This window comes from Kribbella jejuensis (genome assembly GCF_006715085.1).
GTDB classification, from domain to species: domain Bacteria; phylum Actinomycetota; class Actinomycetes; order Propionibacteriales; family Kribbellaceae; genus Kribbella; species Kribbella jejuensis.
Genome location: NZ_VFMM01000004.1, coordinates 21051 through 41090, shown reverse-complemented (window position 1 = coordinate 41090; position 20040 = coordinate 21051). Strand labels below are relative to the sequence as shown.

19 protein-coding genes are annotated in these 20040 nt (G+C 69.8%); 12 read left to right on the top strand and 7 right to left on the bottom strand.

Annotated elements, in window-relative coordinates:
• The first annotated feature begins 22 nt into the window (after positions 1-22).
• A complete protein-coding gene (locus FB475_RS33015; RefSeq protein WP_141861874.1) occupies positions 23-628 on the top strand; it encodes a trimeric intracellular cation channel family protein in 606 nt (201 codons plus the stop codon).
• On the opposite strand, the gene FB475_RS33010 is transcribed toward FB475_RS33015, so the two are convergent.
• Positions 611-1321 carry a MerR family transcriptional regulator gene (locus tag FB475_RS33010; protein WP_141861872.1) on the bottom strand — a complete coding sequence of 237 codons (711 nt, stop codon included), beginning with the start codon at positions 1319-1321 and terminating at the stop codon, positions 611-613. The genes FB475_RS33015 and FB475_RS33010 overlap by 18 nt on opposite strands.
• A 40-nt stretch (positions 1322-1361) precedes the next feature.
• Positions 1362-2537, bottom strand: a complete 1176-nt coding sequence (locus tag FB475_RS33005) for an MFS transporter (RefSeq protein WP_238332592.1) — start codon at positions 2535-2537, stop codon at positions 1362-1364.
• A gap of 72 nt (positions 2538-2609) precedes the next feature.
• Between FB475_RS33005 and FB475_RS33000 the strand changes: the two genes are divergently transcribed.
• The 3 genes from FB475_RS33000 to FB475_RS32990 all read left to right on the top strand — a co-directional run bounded on the left by FB475_RS33000 (position 2610) and on the right by FB475_RS32990 (position 5066).
• The gene (locus tag FB475_RS33000; RefSeq protein WP_141861868.1) at positions 2610-3680 is read left to right on the top strand and encodes a ferrochelatase; all 1071 of its coding nucleotides are present in this window, start codon (positions 2610-2612) and stop codon (positions 3678-3680) included.
• A complete protein-coding gene (locus FB475_RS32995; RefSeq protein WP_141861866.1) occupies positions 3677-4471 on the top strand; it encodes an inositol monophosphatase family protein in 795 nt (264 codons plus the stop codon). The genes FB475_RS33000 and FB475_RS32995 overlap by 4 nt, the downstream gene beginning before the upstream one ends.
• A gap of 295 nt (positions 4472-4766) precedes the next feature.
• The gene (locus FB475_RS32990) at positions 4767-5066 is read left to right on the top strand and encodes a DUF4193 domain-containing protein (RefSeq protein WP_130379292.1); all 300 of its coding nucleotides are present in this window, start codon (positions 4767-4769) and stop codon (positions 5064-5066) included.
• Positions 5067-5149: 83 nt separating this feature from the next.
• Here the strand turns inward: FB475_RS32990 and FB475_RS32985 are convergent, their stop codons facing one another.
• Entirely contained in the window at positions 5150-5476 is a 327-nt protein-coding gene (locus FB475_RS32985) for a DUF4235 domain-containing protein (protein WP_141861864.1), read from the bottom strand.
• Positions 5477-5505: 29 nt separating this feature from the next.
• On the bottom strand, positions 5506-5973 hold the full coding sequence (locus FB475_RS32980) for a DUF3093 domain-containing protein (RefSeq protein WP_238332591.1): 468 nt from the start codon (positions 5971-5973) through the stop codon (positions 5506-5508).
• A gap of 52 nt (positions 5974-6025) precedes the next feature.
• On the opposite strand from FB475_RS32980, the gene dut reads away from it, so the two are divergent.
• The 4 genes from dut (at position 6026) to FB475_RS32960 (ending at position 8334) form a co-directional block, all read left to right on the top strand.
• On the top strand, positions 6026-6478 hold the full coding sequence (gene dut / locus FB475_RS32975) for a dUTP diphosphatase (protein ID WP_141861860.1): 453 nt from the start codon (positions 6026-6028) through the stop codon (positions 6476-6478).
• Positions 6479-6577: 99 nt separating this feature from the next.
• Entirely contained in the window at positions 6578-7231 is a 654-nt protein-coding gene (locus FB475_RS32970) for a DUF3710 domain-containing protein (RefSeq protein WP_141861858.1), read from the top strand.
• A gap of 19 nt (positions 7232-7250) precedes the next feature.
• Complete coding sequence (locus FB475_RS32965; RefSeq protein ID WP_141861856.1) at positions 7251-7640, top strand: OB-fold nucleic acid binding domain-containing protein; 390 nt, start codon at positions 7251-7253, stop codon at positions 7638-7640.
• Positions 7633-8334, top strand: a complete 702-nt coding sequence (locus FB475_RS32960; RefSeq protein ID WP_141861854.1) for a DUF3159 domain-containing protein — start codon at positions 7633-7635, stop codon at positions 8332-8334. Before FB475_RS32965 ends, FB475_RS32960 begins: the two co-directional genes overlap by 8 nt.
• Here the strand turns inward: FB475_RS32960 and FB475_RS32955 are convergent.
• From FB475_RS32955 to FB475_RS32945, 3 genes are read right to left on the bottom strand one after another with little or no spacing between them, the layout of a single operon-like run.
• The gene (locus FB475_RS32955; protein WP_141861852.1) at positions 8321-9178 is read right to left on the bottom strand and encodes an aminoglycoside phosphotransferase family protein; all 858 of its coding nucleotides are present in this window, start codon (positions 9176-9178) and stop codon (positions 8321-8323) included. The two genes, FB475_RS32960 and FB475_RS32955, sit on opposite strands and share 14 nt — an antisense overlap.
• Before the next feature lie 51 nt (positions 9179-9229).
• Positions 9230-9907 (bottom strand): potassium channel family protein, encoded by a 678-nt coding sequence (locus FB475_RS32950; RefSeq protein WP_141861850.1) that lies wholly within the window; start codon positions 9905-9907, stop codon positions 9230-9232.
• A 9-nt stretch (positions 9908-9916) separates the two neighbouring features.
• Complete coding sequence (locus FB475_RS32945; RefSeq protein ID WP_272952126.1) at positions 9917-10564, bottom strand: potassium channel family protein; 648 nt, start codon at positions 10562-10564, stop codon at positions 9917-9919.
• Positions 10565-10672: 108 nt separating this feature from the next.
• Between FB475_RS32945 and FB475_RS32940 the strand changes: the two genes are divergently transcribed.
• The 4 genes from FB475_RS32940 to FB475_RS32925 all read left to right on the top strand — a co-directional run bounded on the left by FB475_RS32940 (position 10673) and on the right by FB475_RS32925 (position 19920).
• Positions 10673-12700, top strand: a complete 2028-nt coding sequence (locus tag FB475_RS32940; protein WP_141861846.1) for an APC family permease — start codon at positions 10673-10675, stop codon at positions 12698-12700.
• Complete coding sequence (locus FB475_RS32935; RefSeq protein ID WP_141861844.1) at positions 12697-13908, top strand: class I SAM-dependent RNA methyltransferase; 1212 nt, start codon at positions 12697-12699, stop codon at positions 13906-13908. The genes FB475_RS32940 and FB475_RS32935 overlap by 4 nt, the downstream gene beginning before the upstream one ends.
• A gap of 134 nt (positions 13909-14042) precedes the next feature.
• A complete protein-coding gene (locus FB475_RS37050) occupies positions 14043-18977 on the top strand; it encodes a hypothetical protein (protein ID WP_185759543.1) in 4935 nt (1644 codons plus the stop codon).
• A 10-nt stretch (positions 18978-18987) separates the two neighbouring features.
• On the top strand, positions 18988-19920 hold the full coding sequence (locus FB475_RS32925; protein ID WP_141861842.1) for an LLM class F420-dependent oxidoreductase: 933 nt from the start codon (positions 18988-18990) through the stop codon (positions 19918-19920).
• Positions 19921-20040 lie beyond the last annotated feature (120 nt).

The following is a 20040-nucleotide window of genomic DNA, read 5'->3' as shown; positions in this document are numbered from 1 at the left end:
CCCGTGGATTAGCGTTCGGCACATGGTGTTGCATGTGCTCGACCTGGTCGGGATCTTCGTGTTCGGGATCACCGGGGCGCTGGTCGGCGTCCGGAAGAAGCTGGACGTCTTCGGAATCCAGGTGCTCGCGCTCGTCACCGGTCTCGGCGGCGGGTTCATCCGCGACGTACTGATCGGCCAGACGCCCCCGGCCGCGCTGCGCGACTGGCGCTACCTGGTCGTCCCGATCGTGGCGGGGCTGCTCACGTTCTTCCTCCATCCCGGGATCGGCCGGGTCGAACGGCTGGTGAACATCTTCGACGCGGCCGGTCTCGCCCTGTTCTGTGTCACCGGCGCCCTGAAAGCCATCGACTTCGGCCTGTCGCCGATCTCGGCCGCTCTGCTCGGCACGCTGTCCGGCATCGGCGGGGGAGTACTCCGGGACGTGCTCAGCGGCCGCGTACCCGTCGTACTGCGCTCCGAGATCTACGCCACGCCCGCACTGCTCGGTGCGGGCATCGTCGTGATCGCCGCGTGGCTGGAGTACCACGCGTTGTGGGTGCCGATCGCCGCCGCCCTGGTCTGCTTCACGATCCGCCTGATCGCGATCCGCCGCGGCTGGAACGCGCCGCTACCCCGCAACCCGTGACGGCGGCGCCCACCCGTTGATCACGGCAACCAGTTCCTGGTACCGGTACCAGTCAGGCCCGGCCTCGGTACGACGGAGTTCGATCAGCTTCCGGCGGTACACCGGGTCCGCGCGCAGCGGATCGTCTCCGGCCAGTGCGAGATATCCGGCCAGAAGACGCCGTACCGACTCCTGAAAGTCATGCGACGACACCAGCGCGGTCAGCTCCAGCCAGGCCTCGACCTGCTGCGGGTCGGGGTGCTCGGGCAGTACGGGCGTCAGGTTCTGGCGGACTGCCGGGGCGACGCCATCGAGCGTCGTGCTGAGGAAGTCCTCGATCAGCGCGCGGCGGTCCTGCTCGGACTGTTCGGTCATGAGGTGAAGATCCTCCAGTTCGGGATTTCGGGCCAGGACCGTGAGCAGGGCGTGCTGCTGGCGCAGCGTGCTGATCTGGATCGCGAGCGCGTCCGCGTGGGTCGCGGCGACCTCGGCGAGGGGGCGTTCGTCCCGCAGTACGGCGCGGATCGTCGGCAGGTCCAGGTCCAGCGCACGCAACGTCCGGATCAGCCGCAGCCGTACGACGGCGTTGTCGTCGTACCGTCGATGGCCGGCGGCAGTACGCCGTGACGTCACCAGCCCGAGGTCGGAGTAGTGCCGCACGGCTTTCACCGACACGCCGGCGAGCCGCGCCACCGCACCGATCGAGTGGTCCATACCCGCCACCCTCACACCTCCCGTAACGGGAGATACAAGCCTAGTTGTGCGCGAACCGTTCCTTCGGGCGCGCGAACGTGATCGAGATGCCTGCCACGATCGCACACGCGATCCCGACCCCGAACGGGACCCAGTACGCGTTCGACGGTCCCCAGATGTCGACCGCATGCCCGGCGGCAGCGTTTCCGGGCGCCACGCCGAGCAGGATGCCCGTGACCGTCCACGTGATCGCCTCGGTCAGCCGCTCCGGCGGCACCCACTCCTCGACACACGCGGTGACCGCGACCATCGTCGGCGCGATCGTCATACCGCAGCAGAACAACACCACGCCGAGCAGCGGGACACTGTTGACCCAGGGGAGCGGCGCCAGCGTGATCGCGAGCGCGATGGTGCCGAGCAGCAGCCGGCGCTCGACCGCGGCGCGCCAGTGCACCGAGCCGTACCAGAGTCCCGCCAGCAGGCTGCCGAACGCCCAGATCGCGAGGACCACGCCTGCGAGCCCCGCCTGGCCCTTCTCGGTCGTGAACGCGACCGTGATGACCTCAGCGCCGCCGAGGGTCGCACCAAGGCCCAGACCGATGAGGCTGAGCAGCATGATCGACAGCCAGGGCAGCGGCGCCTGCTCGGCGCCGTCGGACTTGCCACGCCCCGGCGGGTCGGAGGCGCGCAGCAGAGCCAGCCAGATGCCCCCGGCCAGTCCCAGTACGCCGGCAGCGGACAAGGCGGCGTACGGGCTGACCTGGGTGGCGAGAGTGGTGACCAGGACCGGTCCGACGATGAAGACGACCTCGTCGCCGACGGCCTCCAGCGCGAACGCCGTCTGCAGCGCGCGCCCGCGGCCGAGCAGATGCGTCCACCGGGCCCGGACGAACGAGCCGACCTGCGGACGGGTGCCACCGGCAACGAACGACAGCGCGTACAGCACCCAGGTAGCCGCTTCGGCACGGACCGCGACGAGCAGCCCGGCCAGGCCGACCGTACAGGCGACCGAGCCGATCAGGATCAGGCCGCGCTGACCGAACCGGTCGACGAGCCGGCCCTGGATCGGGCCGGTCAGGGCACCGGCGATCACGGCCACGCCGGACACCGCCCCGGCGAGTCCGTACGAACCGCTCTCCTGGGCGATCAGGATCACGATTCCGAGGCCGATCATCGAGATCGGCATCCGCCCGAGGATGCCGGCCGCGAAGAACGCACCGGCGCCGGGGCGGCGCATGAGGTGAACGTAGGGCTTGAGCATGAGAGACCGGGAGCAGCTTAGGTCATCGGCGTCTGAGAAGCTTGGAATATGTCGCCAGCCGCACCTCCCTACGACGCTGTCCTGCTGCTCTCGTTCGGCGGACCCGAGAAACCCGAGGACGTGCTCCCCTTCCTGCAGAACGTGACCCGCGGCCGCGGGATCCCGGACGAGCGGTTGAAGGAGGTCGGTGAGCACTACTACGCGTTCGGCGGCAAGAGCCCGATCAACGACCAGAACCGGGCGCTGCTCGCGGCGCTGCGGACGTCGTTCGACGAGATCGGTCTGGACCTGCCGATCTACTGGGGCAACCGCAACTGGGCGCCGTACCTGACCGACACGATGCGCGAGATGGCCGCCGACGGGATCCGCCGGGCCGTGGTGATCGTCACGTCCGCCTACCCGTCGTACTCCGGCTGCCGGCAGTACCGGGAGAACCTGGAGGACGCGGCGCGCGCGGTCCCGGACGCGCCGCGGATCGACAAGCTCCGGCACTACGCGAACCATCCCGGCTTCGTCGCCTCGTTCGTCGAGTCGACCGCCGAGGCACTGAGCAAGCTGCCGGAAGGGTCAGCGATCGCGTACGTGACGCACTCGATCCCGACCGCGATGAACGCGACCAGCGGCCCGGACGGCAACGGGTACGTCGACTGGCACGACGACGTCGCCGCGTCGATCACGGCGGAGCTTGAGCGCCGTACCGGGCAGACCCGGCGTACCGACCTGGTCTACTGCTCACGCTCCGGGCCGCCGCAGGTGCCGTGGCTGGAGCCGGATGTGAACGACCACCTCGAGACCCTCGCCGCCGAGGGGCAGCCCGGCGTGGCCGTCGTACCGATCGGGTTCGTCAGCGACCACATGGAGGTCATCTACGACCTCGACACCGAGGCCGCGAAGACCGCGGAGAAGCTCGGGTTGCCGATGGCGCGCGCTGCCACGCCGGGGACCGACCCGAAGTTCGTCACGATGCTCCGCGACCTGGTGGTCGAGCGAGCCGCCGCCGAGCGCGGCGAGCAGCCGGAGCGCCCGTGCGTCGGAAAACTCGGCCCGGGCTGGGACGACTGCCGGCCCGACTGCTGCCCCCCGCTCCGCCGACCGACCCCAGCTAAGGAAACCGCATGACTTCCCCCGATGAATTGCTGAAGCTTGCGGTTGACGTGGCGGAGGAGGCGGCGCGGCTGATCGTCGAGCGCCGCCGCGGCACGATCACCGTCGCCGACACCAAGAGCACGATCACCGACGTGGTCACCGCGGTCGACCGGGAGTCCGAGGAGCTGATCCGCGCCCGGGTGCTGAAGGCCCGGCCGGACGACTCGTTCCTCGGCGAGGAGGGCGACGACGTGGTCGGTACCAGCGGCGTGCGCTGGGTGGTCGACCCGATCGACGGCACGGTCAACTACCTGTACGACCTCCCGACGTACGCCGTGTCGATCGCCGTCGAGGTGGACGGCGAGACGGTCGCCGGGGTGGTCGTGGACGCGCCGAAGGGCGAGGTTTTCACGGCGACACGCGGTGGCGGGGCGTTCGCCGACGGCAAGCCGATCCGGGTGTCCGGCGAGACCGAGCTGGCGAAGGCGCTGGTCGGTACCGGCTTCGGCTACGACCCTGCCCGCCGGCAGGTACAGGCCGAGGTGATCCAGCAGCTGATCACCAAGGTCCGCGACATCCGCCGGATCGGGGTCGGCGCGATCGACCTCTGCTACGTAGCGTGCGGGCGGCTGGACGTGGTCTTCGAACGCGGACTGAACCCGTGGGACTACGGAGCGGGTGCACTGATCGCGGCCGAGGCCGGCGCGCGGATCGGCGGGCTGCACGGCGCCCCCGTGTCTCCGGAGATGTCGATCGCGGCCAGTCCCGCACTCTTCGAGCCGTTCCACGACTTGCTCGCCGCCAGCGACCCGCTGCGCGCTTAGACTCTCCTGAGTGTTCGTTTCTGCGCAGTACCGAGCATTAACGAGCATTCTGGTGTTCGGTCCTGACATTTGTGGCGACACGCGGGTCACACCATGGACCCAGTCGTGCATTGCGGGCCTTTATAAGGCACAATCCCGTCCTCGGGAACGGTGAGTGCCGGTCCCGGCCTGGCTGTCAAGGGTTTCGGGGGACGAAGATTCAGCGCGGTGCGCCGACGCGGAATTTCTCGGCCGCTCCACCCGTTCAAGGGCTCAGCAGGCAACACCACGGGTACGAAGAGGGCAGGGAAACACCATGGCGACTGATTACGACGCCCCGCGCAAGACGGACGAGGACGCTTCCGAAGAGTCGATCGAGGAGCTGAAGACACGCCGTCACGACAAGAACTCCGGCAAGGTCGACGAGGACGAGGCCGAGGCCGCGGAGAGCTTCGAGCTGCCCGGCGCCGACCTGAGCCACGAGGAGCTGGCGGTCCGGGTCCTCCCGCGCCAGGCCGACGAGTTCACCTGTTCGAGCTGCTTCCTGGTTCACCACCGCAGCCAGCTCGCCGAAACGAAGAACGGGCAGCTGATCTGCCGCGACTGCGCAGCCTGACTGCTAGCCCTTCTTCGCACAACGCACGGCGGGACCCTCCCACTGCGGTGGGAAGGTCCCGCTGTTGTGCGTCGTGCCGGGTCTCAGTCCTGCTTCTTGACCAACCCGGTGTCGGTGCCCTTGATCAGCGGGGCAGTCGAGTCCTTGACGTAACCGGGCGGCGCGTGGCCCGTGGACTTCAGGTAGTACGCCGCGGCGCGGCGCTCCGCGAACAACCTCGCCGCCGCTGCGGCCGCGGCACTCGCGGCGGCCCAGCTCATGACCTCCAGGTACTCGCCCTGGCCGTCCTTCGGCGGTTTGCCACCGGACCCCAGCTTCCAGGCCGTGCTGACCGCCTTGCTCGCGGCCAGGCCCACCACGATCGTGAATGCGGCCTGCACCAGCTTCCAGCCGATCTTCGCTCCGACCACTGCAAACCCTCCTCGTACGACGGCTGACCTCAGGATCTTCCCACGCTGTGCCCGCTGAGCGCGGCAGCCAATCGATCGGGATGCCGCGTGGCGATCAGCCAGTACGGCGCCGGGTCGGCCGGGTCGGTGATCTGGACCCGGACCGCGCCGGGCAGGTAGCTACGCAGTACCAGGTACGCCTTCGGGTCGCAGTCCCGGCCGAACGCGTTGCGCGCCGCGTCACCGGTCAGTGCCTCGACGTCGCCCAGGTACGTACGGTCGATCTCGGCGCGCCCGGCGCGCAGCCGTTGCTCGTCGACCTCCACCCGCGCCCCGCCGTACCGCAGGAACAACGCCAGCAGCAGTACCGCGGCGAGGCCGCCGACGATCGCGCCGGCGAGGGTGTTGACCGGCACGGCGACGATGACGAACAGGGTGATCACGGTGGCGGCGGCGATGATCCACCACGACACCGGCACCCGCAGACTCTCGCGATACTTGTTCTCTTCCAGGCCCACGGGACCAGCCTGGCATGTGGTCCGCCCGGGCCGCTCGATAGGGTCGCCTCTCGTGACCGAGGTACTCATCCAGCGACTCGACCCCGACCTCCCGCTGCCGGCCTACGCGCACCCCGGCGACGCCGGCGCGGACCTGGTGGCGGCCGCCGACCTGACCCTGAAGCCGGGGGAGCGCGGGCTGGTCGGTACCGGCATCGCGATCGCCCTGCAGGACGGGTACGCCGCGTTCGTGCACCCGCGCTCCGGCCTGGCCGCGAAGCACGGCGTCTCGATCGTGAACGCCCCCGGCACCGTCGACGCCGGGTACCGCGGCGAGATCAAGATCAACCTGATCAACCTCGACCCGCACGCCGAGGTGACGATCCGGCGCGGCGACCGGATCGCGCAGCTGGTCGTCCAGCAGGTGGAGAAGGCCCGGTTCGTCGAGGTGACCTCGCTGCCGGGTTCCGCGCGCGGCGAGCAGGGGCACGGGTCGACCGGCGGTTTCGGCGATGTGACACGCTGAGCAGGTGCACCCGTTGACCTGTCGGATGCGCGAGACTACGGCGCGGTATTTTGCGCCGGTACCAACATCGACGAAGCATCGAGGAAGTAGGCAACAGCTGTGATCTTCCGCCGTAAGGGCAAGAACGACGAGCCCGAGACGAGCGAGACCGTCGAGGAGGCTGAGTCGAACCGGCCGGACGCCCGCGCCGAAGGTCCGTTCGACTCGGCCGAGGTCGAGGCGGCCGACCTGGAGGCCGACGACCGGATCGACCTCGGCGCGCTGCGGGTCGCGGGGATGCCCGGCATGGAGCTGGGGCTGCAGGTCGACGAGCAGAGTGGTGTCGTGCAGGCGGTGTTGCTGATGCTGGACGACTCCGCGCTGGAGCTGCGCGCGTTCGCGGCGCCCAAGACGACCGGCATCTGGGACGAGGTCCGCCAGGAGATCGTCGGCGAGGCCGCGAAGATGGGCGGTACGGCGACCGAGACCGAGGGGCCGTTCGGCACCGAGTTGCAACTGGTCGTGCCGGTCGAGGACCCCGAAGGTCAGGTCTTCAGCCAGACGTCGCGGGTGATCGGCGTCGACGGCCCGCGCTGGCTGCTTCGCGCCACCGTGCTGGGCCGCGCCGCGGTCGAGCCGGACGCCGCCGAGCCGATGATCGACACGCTCCGCAACGTGATCGTGGTCCGCGGGAACGAGCCGATGGCGGTCCGCGAGTCGCTGCCGCTGCGGCTGCCCGAGGGCGCCCAGCCGAACGACGCCGAGCAGGCGTAACCGGACTACACTCGAGACCATGGGTAGCAACAAACCCGCGGGGCTGTGGAAGCGTGCCTTCCGCGGTCTGGCCGGCGACCGCGATCAGCAGGACGCGGAGGTCCTGCAGGACTTCGCGCAGGACTGTGGTGCGCGCTCGATCACCGGCTGCCACGACCGCGAACTCGTCACGCTGTACGGCACGCTGCGCACCATCACGTTCAGCCCGCGCGGCGGCGTACCCGCACTGGAGGGTGAGTTGTACGACGGAACCGGCACGGTCAAGCTGATCTGGCTCGGTCGTCGCAAGATCGGCGGCATCCACGCCGGCTCGGAGCTGATCGCCTCCGGCCGGATCGGCGTCGTCGACGGCGACCGGGTGATGTTCAACCCGCGCTACGAGCTCCGGCCCCAAGAAGCTCATGGCTGAGCCGGCCGCGGCACCGTCCAAGGGACTCGGCAGCTGGGTCGGCATGATGGTCGACGTCGGCCTGCCCTGGATCGCGTTCACCCTGGTGTACGGGTTCAGCGACCACAACCTGAAGCTGGCGCTGATCGTCGCGATCTCGGCCGCTGCGGCCGTGGCGCTGTACCGGCTGGTCCGGCGCAAGCCGATCGCCAGCGTGATCGCCGGGTTCATCGGCGTCCTGATCTCGGCTTGGACGGCACACCACACCGGCCAGGCCCAGGACGCGTTCCTGCCCGGCATCCTACTGAACGCCGGCTACGGCGTGCTGTACCTGGTGACGATCGTGACCCGGTACCCGCTGTTCGGCCTGCTGTACGGCGTGATCACGCAGACCTGGCTCGGCTGGCGCAACGACCCGGTCCTGTTCCGTGGCCTGAACCGCGTCACGATCGTCTTCGCCGGCCAGGTCGCGATCCGGCTGCTGATCATGGTGCCGCTGTACCTCGCGCACAACGTGAACGCGCTCGGCATCGCGAAGATCGGTCTCGGCCTCCCGTTCTACGCCGTCACGCTGTGGGCCGCGTACGCCGTACTCCGCTCGTCGATGCCGGCGGACAAGTGGGAAGAGGTCAAGGACAACTTCGCCCACCTGCTCCGCGGCACCAGGCCCGAGACCAAGCCTGAGGAACGCGCAGGATCCTCTACCGACTCTTGATGATCTCGTCGAGAGTCGGCCAGGGCGCACCGGCGCGGAGCAGGCGGATGAGCTCCTCGCCGAAGTACTCACGGTCTGGGAACTGGTCGCCGATGTCCCAGCGCCAGGCGGCGACCATCGCGAGGACGAGTTGGCGGCAGTCGTCGAGCAGGTCCTGGTCGATACCCGGGTAGTGCTTGCAGACCTCGGCCGGAACGTGCGCGAGATCGAACTCGACCGGCCCGCGGCAACACGTCTCCCAGTCGATGAACCGTGGGCCGCTCGCCGTACTGAGCAGATTCCCCGGATGCGGCTCACCGTGCAGCAACTGTTCCTCCGCTGTGCGGGCCTCGATCGCCTGGCGTAGGTCTCGTAGCCGGTCGCCCAGGAACCGGCGGTCCGCTTCGGCGAGCTCCGGTGAAAGTTCCGGGTCGGAGATGATCGACTCGGCCTCCGCCACCCGATCCGTGAATCGCCCGGCCTGCACGTCGACCTCACGCATGCCGGCGTGCAAGCGCTCGAGCGCCTTCGCGTAGTCAGCAGGCGGGACCTGAGGTGCCGCAGGCGCGTAGTAGCGCCAGAGCGTCACCGCGAACCCGTCGTGCACGTACACCCGCGGCTCGGCCCGAGGCTCCAGCTCCGCCACCGGTGCCCCGACCTCCGCGAGCCGCTGAGCGAGCTCGACCTCGAACTCGGCGACCTCCTGCCCGAGCGGAGCAACTCGGGCCATCACCTCGCTGCCCGTCAATCGCAGGGCCAGCTTGTTCGAGTTGTGCAGGACAACAGCGTCCCCGGCCGCCAGCCCGACCGAGCGTGCAACCGACTCCGCCGCGGCGACCGCCCGTGTGACCTCTGTCGTCTCCATAAGGCCCGCACCCTACCCGCGACCGGCCCCGGAAACCTCCCAATAAAAGGACTACTCGGGGCGCTGCTGGTGATGAGGGGACAGCATGGCTTCCAGCTGCTCTTCGGTTTCGTCGGCCGCGACGAAGAGCAGTTCGTCATTGAGCTCGAGGGTGCCTTCGGGGTCCGGACGCAGCACCCGGCCCTCGCGGAGGATGACCACCAGCGCCGTGTCGAGCGGCCAGTCGACGTCGCCGACGCGCTGGCCGATCATCGGGGAGTCCTCGGGCAGCGTGAGCTCGACCAGGTTGGCGTCGCCCTGGCGGAAGGTGAACAGCCGGACCAGGTCGCCGACCGAGACGGCTTCCTCCACGAGCGCGGACATGATCCGCGGCGTGGACACCGAGACGTCCACACCCCAGGCCTCGTTGAACATCCACTCGTTCCGCGGATGGTTGACCCGGGCAACGGTCCGGGGTACACCGAACTCGGTCTTGGCGAGCAGCGAGACGACCAGGTTGACCTTGTCGTCGCCGGTGCTGGCGATCGCGACCTGGCAGCGCTGCAGCGCCGCCTCCTCCAGCGACGACAGCTCGCAGGCGTCGGCCAGCAGCCACTCGGCGCGCGGTACGGACTCGGCCTTGATCGCCCGCGGATCCTTGTCGATCAGCAGTACCTCGTGGCCGTTCTCGAGCAGTTCGCCGGCGATCGATCGTCCGACGTTCCCGGCTCCCGCGATGGCAACCCGCATCACAGCTCCTCAGGCCTCTTCAGGTTTGGTGCCGAGCTGGGACTCGATCGTGGGGGCGTCCTGCTCCAGCATCACGACGTGCACCAGGTCACCTTCTTGGATGACGGTGTCGGCCTTCGGCAGCATGCCCTCGCCGAGCCGGGTCAGGAACGCGACCCGGGCGCCGGTCGCCTTCTCGATGTCGAACGCGAGCCGGCCGATCCAGTCCGCGTGCACGTGCACCTCGGCGAGCCGGACGGTGCCGGAAGGGTCTCGCCATTCGGGCTCGGAGCCCTCCGGGAGCAGCCGCCGCATCATCTGGTCGACGGTCCAGCGCACGGTACCGACCGTGGGGATGCCGAGCCGCTGGTACACCTCGGCGCGGCCCGGGTCGTAGATCCGGGCCACCACGTTGCTGATCCCGAACGTCTCGCGCGCCACCCGGGCGGCGAGGATGTTCGAGTTGTCGCCGTTCGAGACCGCGGCGAACGCCTCGGCGTCCTCGATCCCGGCCTCGATCAGCACCTCGCGGTCGAAGCCCATCCCGAGGATGGTGCGGCCGGTGTACGACGGGCTCAGCCGGCGGAAGGCGTCCGCGGACTGGTCGATGATGGCGACCGTGTGTCCGCGTTTCTCCAAACCGCGCGCGAGCATCGACCCGACGCGGCCGCAGCCCATGATGACGACGTGCACGTGGTGATCACTCCTTGCCCCGGCGGGGGCCGCTGGCTCATTCGGCAGGGATAGACGCTACACCGGAACTGGCGGCCATCTAACATCACCGGTGTGACTCCCGCTTTAGGCGATATCGGCAAACGGCTGCTGCTCGGGCGCAAACTGCGCAGCACCCAGCTGGGTGAGACCCTGCTGCCGAAGCGCATCGCGCTCCCGGTGTTCGCGAGCGACGCGCTGTCGTCGGTCGCCTACGCCCCCGACGAGGTCTTCCTGACGCTGTCGATCGCCGGCCTGGCCGCGTACAGCTACTCGTGGAAGATCGGCCTGCTGGTCGCGTTCGTGATGCTCGTCGTGGTGGCGTCGTACCGGCAGAACGTGCACGCGTACCCGTCCGGCGGTGGTGACTACGAGGTCGCGACCGTGAACATCGGCCCGACCGCGGGCCTGACGGTGGCCAGCGCGCTGATGGTCGACTACGTACTGACGGTCGCGGTGTCGATCTCGTCCGGTGTCCAGAACGCGAAGTCGGCGCTGCCGTTCCTGGAGGGGCACGAGGTACCGCTGGCCGTCGGCCTGGTGTTGTTGCTGACGGCGATGAACCTGCGCGGCGTCCGCGAGTCCGGCGCGGTCTTCGCCGTACCGACGTACATCTTCATGTTCTCGATCATCGGAATGGCGATCTGGGGCCTGATCCGGCTGGCCGCCGGCAACCTCCCGCCGGCCGAGAGTGCCGGGTTCGAGGTCCGGCCGGAGAGCGGGCACGAGCTGTTCACCGGGCTGGCCGCGGTGTTCCTGCTGGCTCGGGCGTTCTCCTCCGGTTGTGCCGCGCTGACCGGTGTCGAGGCGATCAGCAACGGCGTACCGGCGTTCCGCAAGCCGAAGAGCAAGAACGCCGCGACCACGTTGCTGCTGCTCGGCACGATCGCGGTGACGATGCTGATGAGCATCCTGTTCCTGGCCAGCAAGATCGGCCTGCGGTACGCCGAGGACCCCGCCACCCAGCTGTACCGGAACGGGCAGCCCGTCGGCGACGGCTACACCCAGAAGACCGTGATCGGCCAGATCGGCGACTCGGTGTTCTCGAACTTCCAGCCGGCCTTCTACGTCGTCATCGGCGCGACCATGCTGATTCTGGTCCTGGCCGCTAACACCGCGTTCAACGGCTTCCCGGTGCTCGGCTCGATCCTGGCCCGGGACGGGTACCTGCCGCGCCAGCTGCACACCCGCGGCGACCGGCTCGCGTACAGCAACGGCATCATCCTGCTCGCGCTGTTCGCGATGGCGCTGATCATCGCGTTCGACGCCCAGGTCACCAAGCTGATCCAGCTCTACATCGTGGGTGTGTTCGTCAGCTTCACGCTCAGCCAGTTCGGCATGATCCGGCACTGGACGCGGCTGCTGAAGACCGAGACGGACGGGGCCAAACGGCGGCACATGTTCCGCTCGCGGGTGATCAACACGGTCGGCCTGACGATGACCGCGGTCGTGCTGGTGATCGTCCTGCTGACCAAGTTCACGCATGGCGCCTACATCGCGATCATCGCGATGGCCGTGCTCTTCCTACTGATGAAGGGCATCCACCGGCACTACGAGACGGTCCGCCGGCAGATGTCGGCCGAGGACGACGAGCCGTTGATGCTGCCGTCCCGGGTGCACTCGATCATCCTGGTCTCCAAGCTGCACCGGCCGACGCTGCGTGCGCTGGCCTTCGCCAAAGCGGCCCGTCCGTACACGCTGGAGGCCGTGACGGTCGACGTCGACCGGGAGGAGTCGGACGCGCTCCAGGCCGAGTGGGACGCCCGCGGTATCCCGGTACCGCTCAAGCGGCTGGCCTCGCCGTACCGGGAAATCACCCGGCCGATCCTGCAGTACGTCCGTGACATCCGCAGGCAGTCGCCGCGGGACGTGGTGATGGTCTACATCCCCGAGTATGTGGTTGGGCACTGGTGGGAGCACTTGCTGCACAACCAGAGCGCACTGCGGCTGAAGGGACGGCTCTTGTTCACACCTGGTGTGATGGTTACCTCCGTTCCTTACCAGCTGCTCTCGTCGCAGGGGGCCGAGGAGCGGCAGGACCGGGTGGAACGGGTAGCCGGCCAGGTACGGCGCGGTGCCCGCAAGGCGTCAGGAGATCGGTGACAGACTCAGACAGTCTGGTCGGGGCGGTAGTTGAGCTGGAGGTAGGTCCAGTCGCGCACGGGGGACACTGCGTCGCCCGGCACGAGGGGCAGGTGGTGTTCGTCCGGCACGCGCTGCCGGGGGAGCTGGTGCACGCCCGGATCACCGAGCAGACCGCGAAATACCTGCGGGCCGATGCGGTCTCCGTGCTGACACCGTCACCGCAGCGGGTCGAGACGCCGTGCCCGTACGCCGGTCCGGGCCTGTGTGGCGGGTGTGACTTCCAGCACGCGAATATCGTCGAGCAGCGCCGGCTGAAGGCGACGGTCGTGTCGGACACGCTCCGGCGGATCGGCGGGATCGAGCGGACCGTGGTGATGGAATCGCCCGGCGACGACGGCCTCGGCTGGCGGACCCGGATGCGGTACGCCGTCGTGGACGGGCGGCCCGGGATGTTCGCGCACCGTTCGCACGACCTGATCCCGATCGACCGGTGCCTGATCGCGCATCCGGGGACTCCCGACGTACTGGGTTCGCGCTGGGAGGGGGCGTCCTCGGTGCAGGCCGTGGTCTCGTCCGAGGGCAAGACCGCCGTACAGACCGATCAGGACCCGGGGGAGCGGCTGGTCGAGGTGGTGCGGGAGCGGCGGTTCCTGGTGGAGGCCGGGGGCTTCTGGCAGGTCCACCCAGCGGCGCCTGAGACGCTCGTGGACGCCGTACTGAGTGGGCTGGAGCCTGCTGCGGGTGAGACCGCGCTGGACCTCTACTCAGGCGTCGGCCTGTTCGCTGCGTTCCTGGCTGAGGCTGGTTGTGCGGTGCTGGCGATCGAAGGCGACAAGGACGCGGTACGGAACGCCCGGCGCAACCTGCACGACCTCGACGGGGTGACGCTGGAGAACGGTGACGTCGACCGGGTGCTCAACCAGGCGGCCGGTCAGGGGCTGGAGCACGTGGACCTCGTCGTCCTCGATCCGCCACGGACCGGGGCCGGCAAGGACGTCGTACGGCGGATCGCGGCGCTCGGGCCGCGGCGCGTCGCGTATGTGGCGTGCGATCCGGCGGCGCTGGCGCGGGACCTGAAGACGTTCGGGCGGCTCGGGTACGGGATCGCGTCGCTGCGCGCGTTCGACCTGTTCGGCATGACCCACCACATCGAGTGCGTCGCCGTACTCGAGCCTGTTGACAGTACTGATGCCGCGACTCCGTCGCGGCGGGGCATGGGGCTGTAACTCCCGCCCTTCCCTCGTCGCTGCGCTCCCTCCGCTCCTCAGCCAGGACGGGAGGCCCCACGACCGCCAGGTGGTCAGCGGGGGAGGGCTCGGGTAGCGTCTGGGCCTGGATTCCAAATGCGCTTGGAGACCTGATGCCGCTCGTTGACCTGGACGACCCGGAAGAGTTGCGCGCCCGCTGGACCGCACTCGCCGCGGTCGCCCATGCCACGGGCTTCGACCGCCGGTGGTACGCCGACGCCGACGGATACCACCACCAGGACGAGACCGCCTCCGTGCTGCGGATGACCCGGCTCCCCGACGGGCGGGCCGTGCTGTGGGGCTTCCACACCCAGCACAGCCAGACCGCCGGCGAGGACCTGCTGGCCGGGTCGCCGGACTGGATCGGCCGGCCGGAGGTGCGGCAGCGGCAGGCGGCGGGCGAGCTCGGATTCGTGTACGGCGCGTTCAACTCGACCTGGGCACGCGCGTCGTACCCGGGTGATCCGTGGCAGCCGGTCGACGACGGTTTCCTGCCGATCGGGCAGTGGATCACCTCAGACGAGGCCGCCGCGGACGAGATGATCGAGTGGGTCGCGGAGTGGGCCGACTACTTGGGCGGCCTCGACGAACTCCGCCCGTACGGCGTCGAACTGATCCGGACCGCTGCGTCTCCGGGGTTGACGCCGGAAGCGCTCGGCGCATTCTTCGCTCACTTCCACATCGACCCGAGGTCACCGGTGCAGCCGGACCTGCTCGCCGGGTCCGCGGCCGCCGACGACTTCACCCGAAACTTTGCAGAACCGGCAAGTTTCCCCCAACCCCCTGACACACCCGAGCCCTCGCTCGTTGAACCCCCCGTGACCGGAGTAAACCCGCCCCCGGAGGACGAAGAGTCCTACGTAGTCCCCCCAGGCATCAGCCCCTTCACCGGCCAACCCATCCCCCCCACCCCCACCTCGCCACCCGCCGCGGCTCCACCCTCCCCCGCCGCGCACCAACCCGCCACCGCGCGCGGACCTGCCGACGCACGCCACCCTGCGGACGCTGACGGCCTCGCCGGTCCACACCACCCTGCGGACGGCACACCGAGCCCCCTCACGCCCCACGCCGACCCCGCCATGCCCGGCGCACCCGGCCCCTACGCTGACCCCGCCGCGTACGGCGCCGCGTCCTACGAGGAGTCCGCCGCGTCGGCGACGCACGAGGAGCCGGGTGACGAGGACGACCAGATCCTCGGGTTCCCGGCAGATCGGTCGGACGACTACGGGGTGACCCGAAAGCGGCAGGGTTGGCTGCGCCGCCGCAAGCACGACCCAGCCCCCGCCCCCCAGCCGACTCCCGCGCCCCGCCCCGACCCGGCCGCCCCCGGCACATACCTCCCCGACGACACCCCCAGCTCCGGCCTCCCAATGCGCCCGGCCCAGCCGTACCTGCAAGCCGCCCCACCGCAGCCCCCAGCAACCCTCCAGCAGCACCCGCCCGCCCACGGCCAACCACCCGCCCACGGGCAGCCACTCGCGGCTGGGCAGCCACCCACTCCCGGACAAGCACTTGCTGCGGGAGAGGCACCGGCCGTCGGACAAACACCCGCACCCGCACCCGGACATGCACCTGCTCCCGGGCAAGGCCTCGCGTCCGGACACGCGTCGGTTCCCGGGCAGGCACCCACCGGCGGGCAGGCATCCGGGCTCGAGCAAGGACTTGCGCCCGACTCCGATGCTGCACGCCGTACACCGGCGGCTGGTTCGGCGTTCTCGACGCCGCTGCCGGCGTACGAACACAACCTCCCATCCTCGGAACCACCGCGCGTCGGCGGCGGCCTTTACGAGGGCGAGGACTTCTACAACAGCCTCTTCGCCGACGCCCCCGCAGCCGCGACGCCGACCCGCGAGCAGGACTGGGAAACCACCGAACAACCCTCCTGGTCCGACGAGGAAGCCACCAGCGAGTACACCCCCTTCACCAACAACACCACCAATAGCCACCCAACCCCCGACCCGGCCACCCCCCGCTGGATCAACGGCAAATGGGTAGAACCCGAAGCCGCCACGAGAGCGACCCAGCCGCCCGCCGACTCACCCCTCACCCCAGAAGCCCGCGCGACCCCCGCAGCCGGAGCAGCCCCGAACGCCCCACACGAGGCGCTCCACGAAGCCGCCCCGGACCCACGCGGCCCCGCACCCACCGCGCCCCACACGGCGCCACCGAGCTCGTCCGACACCGACGTACCCCCCGACTCGCCCTTCGCACCAGTCGACCAAGGGGCAACCCGGGGAGCTTCGCCCTTCGCACCGGCCGCGGACGCATCAACCCCCTCCGACCCGCCCTTCGCGCCGGCAGCGGACGCGTCGACTCCCACGGACTCGCCATTCGCGCCGGTCCCGTCGCGCGACGACGTACGTGCCGGATCGTCCGGCGAGCCGCGCGGGTTGGCTGACCATGCGCCGCAGGGTTCGCCGTTCGCCCCGGCTTCCAGCGACGTTCCGACTTCGCACGCGGACCTCGATGACGACGCGCCAACAGCCGAAATCGCGGCAGTACTCGACCCAGAGCCACCAGCCGACGAGGAGGACCTGTCGTCCTTCACCGGCCCCTCACCCTTCGCCCCCACCGCCATCGAGCCGGTCAGCCGGGACGAGTCGGCTGAACCCACGTACGGCCAGCATCCGGGAACGGGGTACGACGGCCCGTCCGCGCATGGGCAAGAGCAACTGGCGGGACGCGGAGAGGACGCCCCGGCGGACAGCCAGGACGCTGGCTCGAGTGAAGGCCAGTACGGTCAACAGGCGGGACCGGCGTACGGCGATCCGCTCGGGCGTGGAAACGACGAGCTGGCGGCAGGCGGGAACGACGAGCCGGCTGTCGGGGCGAGCGACGGGGCGGCAGTCGATGCGGCCGACGAGTCGGCGGAACGCTCGTACGGGCAGCTGGCGGGAGGCGGGAATGATCACCTGGAGATCCGCGCGAGCGACGGGTCGGCAGTCGGTGCGGCCGAGAAGTCGGCGGAACGCTCGTACGGGCAATTGGCGGGAGGCGGGCACGACGAGCCGGCGGTCCGCGGGAGTGACGGGTCGGCGGTCCGTTCGGCCGGCGCGTCGGCCGAACGGGCGTACGGGCAGCTGGCGGGAACGACGTACGACGAGCTGAACGGGCGGGGGTACGACGAGCCGAGCGGGCGGGCCTCCGAAGAGTCGGGCGGACGAGCCTACGACGAGCCGAGCGGGCGGTACTCCGAACCAGGTGGGCGGTACGACCAATCAGGGGAGTCTGCGTACGGCGGGGCGGGCTCTGTCGCGGGGGTTGGTACGGCAGCGGATGGACACGTTGACGGGCTGGGCGCGTCTGGTGGGCAGATGCGTGAGGTCGGTGATGAGCGGGACGTTCGGAGCCGCGACGGGTTTGTGGCGGAGCTGGATGTCGATGAGGACGATCAGACGGCTGAGATTCCTGTCGTAGACGCGCTGTCGGCCGACGGTGACGCGCTGAGCTCCGATGTGCCGGACGGCCGTGAGGCCGGGGGTCGGTACGAGGAGGCTGGCGGGACCGGAGCGGAGGACGCGACCGGTGGTGTTGGAGCGGAGTTCCTGGCCGGGGGCCTTGCGCCTGTGTACGAGGACGAGGCTTTTGGGTTGCCTGAGGAGGTGCGGCGGGGGGAGGTTGAAGGTCAGGTAGAGCCTTACCCTCAGCCGGAGCCTTGGCCGCGGCCTCATCCTGAGCCGTGGCCGGAGCCGGAACCTCGGCCTGCGCCGTGGCCGGAACCCGCGCCGCCGGTGCCTGGTCCCGGGCCAACTCCGGGTCCGGAGCCTGTACCGGGCCCGATTCCAGGACCGGCCCCGGAACCGATGCCCGGTCCCGAGCCCACACCTGGGCCCGCGCCGACGCCTGGCCCGGAGCCAGTGCCCGGGCCGGAGCCAGTGCCCGGGCCGGAGCCAGTGCCCGGGCCGGAGCCAGTGCCCGGGCCGGAGCCGGTGCCCGGGCCCGAGCCGGTGCCTGGTCCCGAGCCCACACCTGGGCCGGAGCCGGAGCCTTCGCCTTCGCCTTTGCCGGATCCGGAGCCGTTGCCTGAGCCGTTCCCACGGCCGGAGCCTGAGCCCCTGCCTCCGTCCGAACGGGAGCTTGAGTCCGTGGCTCCGTCTGAACGGGGGCCTGAGTCCGTGCTTCCGTCTGAACGGGGGCCCGAGCCTGTGCTTCCGTCTGAACGGAGGCCCGAGTCCGTGCTTCCGTCTGAACGGGGGCCCGAGTCCGTACCTCCGTCCGACCCGGTGGCTGAGCCTGTGCCTCCGTCCGAGCTGGGGCCCGAGCCCGTACCTCCGTCCGACCCGGTGGCTGAGCCTGTGCCTCCGTCCGAGCTGGAGTCGTTGCCGCATGCGGTTGGGGCGGTGGCGTGGGGGAGCCCGGGGGCGGTTGTGGGAGATGTGGAAGATGAGACGCCTACTGGGTTTGTGCCGATTTTTGATGATGAGGCGACCGGTGTTGTGGAGGCTGTGGGGTTTGATGATGAGGCGGCTCGGGATCGGGGGGTAGCGGGGGCGTACGGCGGGGGCGGTGCGGGTGCGATGGTGGTGCCTGGGCTGGGGGTGATCGGTGGGGGTGGGCCTCGGGTTGTGCCGGCGGCGGGGTCGTTGGAGGAGGCGATGCGGGCCGAGGTGGAGCGGCCGCGGCCGCGGCCTCGGGTTTCGCGGGCGGAGGAGGAGTTGCGGGGCTGGTGCCGGGCGCGGACGGCGATCGTGCCGTCGGGGTTCACGATCCAGGTGCAGGTGCTGGATCCGAAGGCGCCGTCGTACCGGTTCGATCTGGAGCCGCCGGAGGTGGACGACCCGGAGTTCGCGGCGGAGCGGCTCAGCGAGCTGCTCGGCGAGCTGTGGCTGGCCGAGGCCGACGACGAGCAGGGTGGATGGTTGTTCGCGCGGATCGACGCGGCCGGGCGGACGGTGCGGATCGACCGGTGGTACGACCAGGTGCCCGACTGGTGGGACAACCCGGTCGAGGATCGCCTGGACGTGGACGCGCTGGTACGGCGGCTCTACAACCGCGGCCCGCAATGGCAACCGACGTACCTGGAGAAGCTGTACACGAGCGCGAGATAGCGTTGGCGCCATGCTTCTGAGGATCTTCACCGAACCGCAGCAGGGCGCGTCGTACGACGACCTGCTCGCCGTCGCGCGCAAGACCGAGGAGAACGGGTTCGACGCGTTCTTCCGCTCCGACCACTACCTCGTGATGGGTGATTCCGACGGGCTGCCGGGCCCGACGGACTCGTGGATCACGCTCGCCGGCCTGGCCCGGGAAACGCAGCGGATCAAGCTCGGCACGCTGGTCAGCTCGGCCACCTTCCGCAACCCCGGCGTGCTCGCGATCTCGGTCGCCCAGGTCGACCAGATGAGCGGCGGCCGCGCCGAGCTCGGGCTGGGCGCCGGCTGGTACGAGGCCGAGCACAAGGCGTACGGGCTGGACTTCCCGGACACCCCCGGGCGCTTCGACATCCTGTCCGAACAGCTCGAGCTGATCACCGGGCTGTGGGAGACCCCGGTGGGCGAGAAGTACAACTTCGACGGCAAGCACTACCAGCTGTCGGACTCGCCGGCGCTGCCGAAGCCGGTGCAGCAGCCGCACCCGCCGATCATCGTCGGCGGCGCTGGCAAGAAGCGGACGCCGGAGCTCGCCGCGAAGTACGCCGCCGAGTTCAACGCCGGCTTCCGCAGCGTCGAGCTCACCGAGACGCTCTTCAAGCGGGTACAGGCTGCGTGCGAGGCCGAGAGCCGGGATCCGAAGACGCTCGCGCTGTCGACCGCGCACACCGTGGTCGTCGGGAAGGACGACGCGCAGGTCAAGCAGCGGGCCGACGCGATCGGCCGCGACGTCGAGGACCTGAAGGCGAACAGCATCGCGGGCACCCCGGCCGAGGTCGTGGACCGGCTGGGGCAGTTCGCCGCGGTGGGATCGCAGCGCCAGTACGTGCAGATCATGGACCTGCAGGATCTCGACCACCTCGACCTGATCGCCGCGGAAGTTCTTCCACAGGTTTCCTAGGACGTCACGCAGTTGGCTCGATGTCGTGTATCTTGATGTCGAGAGAGTTTTCCGCCCCGAGGTTAGGTGGACCTGACCTCCGGGGCGGGCGACGCGCTCGGCAGGATGGCTGTAGCGGAC